This is a genomic window from Pseudomonas sp. RIT-To-2, assembly GCF_029623465.1.
GTDB lineage: Bacteria > Pseudomonadota > Gammaproteobacteria > Pseudomonadales > Pseudomonadaceae > Aquipseudomonas > Aquipseudomonas silvicola.
This window is the reverse complement of the sequence record NZ_JAPYKM010000029.1, coordinates 83020-89133: the sequence shown is the minus strand read 5'-3', so window position 1 is coordinate 89133 and position 6114 is coordinate 83020. Positions and strand designations below refer to the sequence as shown.

General features: G+C 63.0%; 4 protein-coding genes. 2 read left to right on the top strand and 2 right to left on the bottom strand.

The genetic code is table 11. From position 1 onward, the window contains the following. The coding region (locus tag QBK88_RS22485; RefSeq protein ID WP_277963763.1) for a primosomal protein N' at nt 1-1692 on the bottom strand (1692 nt) is incomplete at its 3' end. 202 nt (nt 1693-1894) lie between these two features. Here QBK88_RS22485 and rpmE point away from each other — a divergent pair. Together rpmE and QBK88_RS22475 are read left to right on the top strand one after the other, a co-directional pair. Further along, complete coding sequence (gene rpmE, locus QBK88_RS22480) at nt 1895-2113, top strand: 50S ribosomal protein L31 (protein WP_158154476.1); 219 nt, start codon at nt 1895-1897, stop codon at nt 2111-2113. 241 nt (nt 2114-2354) lie between these two features. Then, nucleotides 2355-3623: a malic enzyme-like NAD(P)-binding protein gene (locus QBK88_RS22475; protein WP_268146017.1), complete on the top strand. Its 1269-nt coding sequence runs from the start codon at nt 2355-2357 to the stop codon at nt 3621-3623. 61 nt (nt 3624-3684) lie between these two features. Here QBK88_RS22475 and QBK88_RS22470 read toward each other — a convergent pair whose 3' ends face one another. After that, nucleotides 3685-6105, bottom strand: a complete 2421-nt coding sequence (locus QBK88_RS22470) for a penicillin-binding protein 1A (protein WP_445764981.1) — start codon at nt 6103-6105, stop codon at nt 3685-3687. Nucleotides 6106-6114 lie beyond the last annotated feature (9 nt).

The following is a 6114-nucleotide window of genomic DNA, read 5'->3' as shown; positions in this document are numbered from 1 at the left end:
GTCCGCGTCCAGGATCGACACCAGGGTGACCCGCGGAAAATGGTGCCCTTTGGCGAGCATCTGGGTGCCCACCAGAATGCACGGCTGGCCTTTCTGGATGGTGGCGAACAACTGGTTCATCGCATCTTTGCGCGATGTGCTGTCGCGGTCGACCCGCAGCACGGGGTAGTCGGGAAACAGAATGCTCAGGCGCTCTTCGGCTCGTTCGGTGCCGGCCCCTACCGGGCGCAGGTCCACAGTGTTGCACTTGGGGCACTGGCGCGGCACGCGCTCCACGTGGCCACAGTGGTGGCAGCGCAACTCCCCGGAGCGCTGGTGCACGGTGGTGCGGGCATCGCAGCGGGGGCATTCGGACAGCCAGCCGCAATCGTGGCACAGCAGGGTGGGGGCGAAACCGCGACGGTTGAGAAACACCAGCACCTGCTGGCCGTTGGCCAGGGTCTGGCCGATGGCTTGCTGCATGGGCCCGCTGATACCGCTGTCCAAAGGCCTGCTCTTGACGTCCAGGCGCAGGAACTTCGGCGGTTTGGCGCCGCCGGCGCGGTGTTCCATCTTCAGCAGGCCGTAGCGGCCGGTGTAGGCGTTGTGCAGGCTTTCCAGCGATGGCGTCGCCGAACCCAGCAGGATAGGGATGTTCTCCTGTCGCGCGCGCACCAACGCCAGGTCGCGGGCGTGGTAGCGCAGGCCTTCCTGCTGTTTATAGGAGCCGTCATGCTCCTCATCGATGATGATCAGCCCCGGGTTTTTCATGGGGGTGAACAGCGCCGAACGGGTACCGATGATGATATCCGCCTCGCCGTCTCGGGCTGCCAGCCAGGCATCCAGCCGCTCACGGTCGTTGACGGCCGAGTGCAGCAGGGCGATGCGCGCGTTGAAGCGCTGTTCGAAACGGGCGAGGGTCTGCGGGCCCAGGTTGATCTCCGGGATCAGCACCAGCGCCTGCTTGCCAGCCTCCAGGGTTTCGCGAATCAGTTGCAGGTAGACCTCGGTCTTGCCGCTGCCGGTAACCCCGGCGAGCAGGAAGGCGTGGAACGTGTCGAAGCCGGCGCGCACCGCTTCGAAGGCGGCGCGCTGTTCGCTGTTGAGCGGCAACTCGGGCTGGGCCAGCCAGTGCTCGTGGCGCGGCACGGGTGCGTGCTTGCGCACCTCTACCTGGACCAGGTCTTTTTCCAGCAACAGGTCGAGGCTGGTCTTGTTCAGCCCCAGCTTGCTCAGCAAAGGGTGCGCCACGCCGTGGGGGTGTTGCGCCAGCGTGGCCAGGGCTTCGCGCTGGCGTGGGGCGTTCTTGATGCGCGGGTCGTCCTGGCGTGCGCCTGGCGCGGCCAGCCAGAAGCGTTCCTGCCGGGCCTCGGCCAGTTCGCCCTGGCGCAGCAGTACCGGCAAGGCCCAGCTCAGGGTGTCGCCCAGGCTGTGCTGGTAATACTGAGCCGTCCACAGGCACAGCTTGAAAAGCGGCGCCGGCAGCGGGCTTACCGGGTCCAGCAGGGCGCTGGCGGGCTTGAGCTTGTCGGCGGGTACTTCGCTCTGGTCGGCGACCTCCACCAGGATACCGATCATTTCCCGGCGGCCAAACGGCACCCGCAGGCGCATGCCCGGCGTGAAGGCGCTGGCCGGCATGCCGGCTGGTGCCCGGTAGTCGAACAGGCGTCGCAGCGGCGAGGGCAGGGCGAGGCGCAGGATGACGTCGGGCACGCAGGAGGCTCTCTGGTTGGAAGGGGAATGGGGGACAGCTCTGTGGGGCCGGGCGGGTGTTATAGTCGGGAAGCCTACCAGACGACAGCCGGTGCGAGCGATAACTTGCACGTTTGACAAGGTCTGGTAAGATACGCGGCCTAATTACGTGCGGTATTCAACAATGGTGTTGGATGGCGGCACGCAGCCTGAGGAAGTGACCATGAAACCAGAAATTCATCCAGCGTACGAAGCCGTTGACGCCACCTGCAGCTGCGGCAACGTCATCAAGACCCGTTCCACTCTGTGCAAGCCACTGAGCCTGGACGTTTGCTCCGAGTGCCACCCGTTCTACACCGGTAAGCAGAAAACTCTGGACACCGGCGGCCGTGTTGACCGCTTCCAGAAGCGTTTCGGCGGTTTCGGCGCTCGCAAGGTTTGATCTAACGATCGAGCTGGTAAAGAAAGGCGTCCTTCGGGGCGCCTTTTTTTTGCTCAAGAATAAAATTGTTCACAAGTTTTTTATTTATTGTGAACACTTGCAGGCCGCGCAGGCTCTGCGTCTAAGCGCAAAGTCGTACGTCAGGGTGCTTGACACAGGTGACCGGCCAGTCTTGTCGGGGGTTTGCAGGGCGAGTATCCTCGGCGCTTCGAAAAGTCCATAGCACAAGCGGAACGCCAAAATGTCTGATTTGAAAACTGCCGCTCTCGAGTACCACGCCCAGCCACGTCCTGGGAAACTGAGTGTCGAGCTCACCAAACCTACCGCCACTGCCCGTGATCTTTCGCTGGCCTACAGCCCTGGCGTCGCCGAACCGGTTCGTGAAATCGGTCGTGACCCGGAACTGGCCTACAAGTACACCGGCAAGGGCAACCTGGTTGCAGTCATTTCCGATGGTACTGCCATCCTCGGCCTGGGTAACCTGGGCCCACTGGCTTCCAAGCCGGTCATGGAAGGCAAGGGCGTTCTGTTCAAGCGTTTCGCTGGCATCGACGTATTCGACATCGAAGTCGACTCCGAGAGCCCGCAGGCTTTCATCGACACCGTCAAGCGCATCTCCATCACCTTCGGTGGCATCAACCTGGAAGATATCAAGGCGCCAGAGTGCTTCGAGATCGAGCGCGCGCTGATCGAGCAGTGCGACATCCCGGTGTTCCACGATGACCAGCATGGCACCGCCATCGTGACCGCAGCGGGCATGATCAACGCCCTGGAAATCGCCGGCAAGACCCTGGAAGAGGCGAAGATCGTCTGCCTGGGCGCCGGTGCTGCCGCCATCTCCTGCATGAAATTGCTGGTGAGCATGGGCGCCAAGATCGAGAACATCTTCATGATCGACCGTACCGGTGTGGTCCACGCTGGCCGTGACGACCTGAACCAGTACAAGGCCGTATTCGCCCACGCTACCGACAAGCGCACCCTGGACGACGCCATCGAAGGCGCAGACGTGTTCGTCGGCCTGTCGGGCCCGAACCTGCTGAGCGCCGAGCAACTCAAGCGCATGGCTGCCAACCCGATCGTGTTCGCTTGCTCCAACCCGGACCCGGAAATCTCCCCGGAACTGGCACACGCCACCCGTAACGATGTGATCATGGCCACTGGCCGTTCGGACTACCCGAACCAGGTCAACAACGTACTGGGCTTCCCGTTCATCTTCCGTGGTGCCCTGGACGTACGTGCCAAGCGCATCAACGAAGAAATGAAAATTGCTGCCGCCAACGCCCTGCGCGAACTGGCCAAGCTGCCGGTGCCTCAGGAAGTGTGCGACGCCTACGGCGGTATTTCGCTGGAATTCGGCCGTGAGTACATTATTCCTAAGCCAATGGATGCCCGCCTGATCACCGTCATCTCCGATGCCGTGGCCAAGGCTGCCATCGAGACTGGCGTGGCTACCCTGCCGTATCCGAAGAACTACCCGCTGCAGAGCGTGGATGATGTCTTCAAAGGCTAAATAGCAGCCCGTAACAAAAAAGCCCGACTCGTTGAGTCGGGCTTTTTTATGGCTGCTGCCTTTAGAAAAGGTCGATCGGCGCCGACTCGTCCGCTGGCAGCGGGCTGCCCGGGGCGCTGCCGTTACCCAGTTCGTTGACGGAGGGGGGCGTGTCTTCGCTCTTGAACAGCTCGAAGTACGCGTTCGGCGTGCTCGGTGTCGCCGCGCGGCCGCTGACCGGGTCCACCCGCAGGCTGACGATGCCTTCAGGTTCTGCCTGGGTGTGCGCTGGCTTGTCTTTCAGCGCGGCGCCCATGTAGTCCATCCAGATAGGCAGCGCCACGGTGCCACCGAACTCCCGACGGCCCAGGGTTTCAGGCTGGTCGAAGCCGGTCCACACGGTGGTCATGTAGTCGGCGTTGTAACCGGAGAACCAGGCGTCCTTGGAGTCGTTGGTGGTACCGGTCTTGCCCGCCAGGTCGCTGCGGCCCAAGGCCATGGCGCGGCGGCCGGTGCCTTTCTTGATCACATCCTGCAGCATGCTGTTGAGGATGAACGTGGTGCGGCCATCGACCACGCGGGTGGCCACCGCCGGCGCCTGGGTGAGGGCCGGGCTGGTGCTGTCGGTGAGCAGCGAATGCTCGGGGGCGGCGACACCCGCAGTGGCGCCTGGTTCGGCGGGCACGCTTGGCGGGTTGGCGACGAACAGTGTGTCGCCGTTGCGGCTCTCGATCTTCTGGATCAGGTAGGGCGATACCTTGTAGCCGCCGTTGGCGAATGTGCTCCAGCCGGTGGCGATTTCCATTGGGGTCAGGGTGGCGGTGCCCAGGGCCAGGGACAGGTTGGGCGGCAGGTCCTGCTTGTTGAAGCCAAAGCGGGTGATGTAGTCGATGGTCGGGTTCACGCCCAGCGCCTGCAGTACCCGGATAGAAACCAGGTTGCGCGACTTGTACAGCGCTTCACGCAGGCGGATGGGGCCCAGGAAGGTGTTGGTGTCGTTCTTCGGCCGCCACACGTTGTCCAGGTTGCCGTCGGCGAACACGATGGGTGCGTCGTTGACCAGGCTGGCAGGGGTGTAACCGTTGTCCAGGGCCGCGCAGTAGATGAACGGTTTGAAGCTGGAGCCCGGCTGACGCTTGGCCTGTACCGCGCGGTTGTAGTTGCTCTGCTCGAACGAGAAGCCACCCACCAGCGCGCGGATGGCGCCGTTCTGCGGGTCAAGCGACACCAGCGCGCTTTGCACGGTTGGCACCTGGCTGAATTTCAGCGTGCCATCGGCTTGTGGCTGCACGCGGATCAGGTCGCCGACCTGGGCCACGTCCGAGGGTTGCGACGGGGCACGGCCCTGGCTGTTGGTGTTCAGGAAGGGGCGCGCCCACTTCATGCTGTCCCAGCCCACATGCTGCTGCTCGCCGTTGCGGTTGAGCACGCTCAGGCCAGCCTTGTCGACCTGGGTGACAATCACCGGCTCAAGGCCGTTCAGAGGGCGCTGCTTGGCCAGTTCCTGCACCCAGGCGTCGCGGGTCCTGCCCGGCAGGCGCGACTCGGGGCCACGGTAGCCGTGGCGCTGGTCGTATTCGATCAGGCCATCGGACACCGCCTTGTTGGCGTCCTCCTGAAGGTTGCTTGGCACTGTGGTGGTGACCCTGAAGCCTTCGGTGTAAGCGTCGCTGCCGTAGCGGCCAACCATTTCGGCACGGGCCATTTCGGCGATCCACGGTGCATTCACCTCCGGGGTGGGCACGTGGTAGCTGGCGTTGATCGGCTCGGCCAGGGCGGTCTGGTACTCGTCCTCGGTGATCTTGCCCAGCTTGTACATGCGGCCCAGGATCCAGTCGCGGCGTTCCTTGGCGCGTACCGGATTGGCCAGCGGGTTGAAGCGCGATGGCGCCTTGGGCAGGCCAGCGATCATGGCCATCTGCGCCAGGCTGATGTCACGAATGGATTTGCCGTAATACACCTGCGAAGCGGCATCGATACCGTAGGCGCGGTTGCCCAGGTAGATCTTGTTCACGTACAGCTCCAGGATCTCGTCCTTGGTCAGCTGGCGTTCGATCTGCAGGGCCAGAAGAATTTCCGTGGCTTTGCGCGAGAAGCTACGCTCACTGCTCAGGAAGTAGTTCTTGGCCACCTGCATGGTGATGGTGCTACCGCCCGTCTGAATATGCCCGCTGGAGAACAACTGACCGGCGGCGCGCATCAGGCTGCTGGGATCCACGCCATAGTGGTTGGCGAAATTGTCGTCTTCGGCCGACAGCAGTGCCTGAATGAAGTGCGGCGGAATTTCGGCGAACTTGATCGGCGAACGGCGCATTTCACCGAATTCGGCAATGAGTTTGTCGTCGCTGCTGTAGACCCGCAGGGGGATCTGCAACTGCACGCTCTTGAGGGCGTCAACCGACGGCAGGCTGGGGCTCAGGTACAGGTAAGCACCGCTCAGGCCAAGCAGCAGGCCACAGAAAACGGCGACGAAGGACCACCAGAAAAACTTCAGCAGGCGTATCAAGGCTTT

Coding starts and splice junctions, on each gene's coding strand:
- rpmE (WP_158154476.1), top strand. CDS start 1,895: ATGAAACCAGAAATTCATCCAGCGTACGAAGCCGTTGACGCCACCTGC.
- QBK88_RS22475 (WP_268146017.1), top strand. CDS start 2,355: ATGTCTGATTTGAAAACTGCCGCTCTCGAGTACCACGCCCAGCCACGT.